Source organism: Pseudomonas sp. RW407 (assembly GCF_003176655.1).
In the GTDB taxonomy this organism is placed as follows: Bacteria; Pseudomonadota; Gammaproteobacteria; order Pseudomonadales; family Pseudomonadaceae; genus Pseudomonas; species Pseudomonas delhiensis.
This window is the reverse complement of record NZ_QGSL01000007.1, coordinates 1-456: the sequence shown is the minus strand read 5'-3', so window position 1 is coordinate 456 and position 456 is coordinate 1. Positions and strand designations below refer to the sequence as shown.

Annotated in this window: 1 protein-coding gene; it reads left to right on the top strand. The window is 60.5% G+C overall.

All coding sequences use genetic code 11. From position 1 onward, the window contains the following. Positions 1-375 (top strand): transposase (locus DK254_RS00585; protein ID WP_146219539.1); only part of this gene is annotated, 375 nt, incomplete at its 5' end. Positions 376-456: the final 81 nt, after the last annotated feature.

The window sequence follows — 456 nt, the reverse complement described above, 5'->3', positions numbered from 1 at the left end:
GGCCAGTGGCTCCTCCTCAAGCAGGTACGCGGCATGGAGAGGATTTACGCGATCAGCGGCGATTGCTGCGCTTGCCCTTTGCAGTCGCGCTGTACGAACAGCAAGCGCCGTCATCTCACCCGTCACGCCCATGAATCGGCTTTCGAGCGTATGCAGCAACGCCTGAAGGCCCGACCGGACATGATGGCCAAGCGCCGATCCATCGTTGAACACCCCTTCGGCAACCTGAAGCAGTGGATATTTGGCAACGGCCGCTTCCTGCTACGGCAGTTAGGGGGCGCCAGCACGGAAATGGCCCTGGCCGTGCAGGCCTACAACCTCAAGCGTGCGATCCAGGTACTCGGTGCTCGTCGCTTGATCGAATTGATGGCCTGATGTTCCCCAGAAAAGCCAACGCCCCGAACCAGTCGGGGCGTTGGCTTGGCCTTGCTCTCAGCGTGTTTTCACACAGTCTGC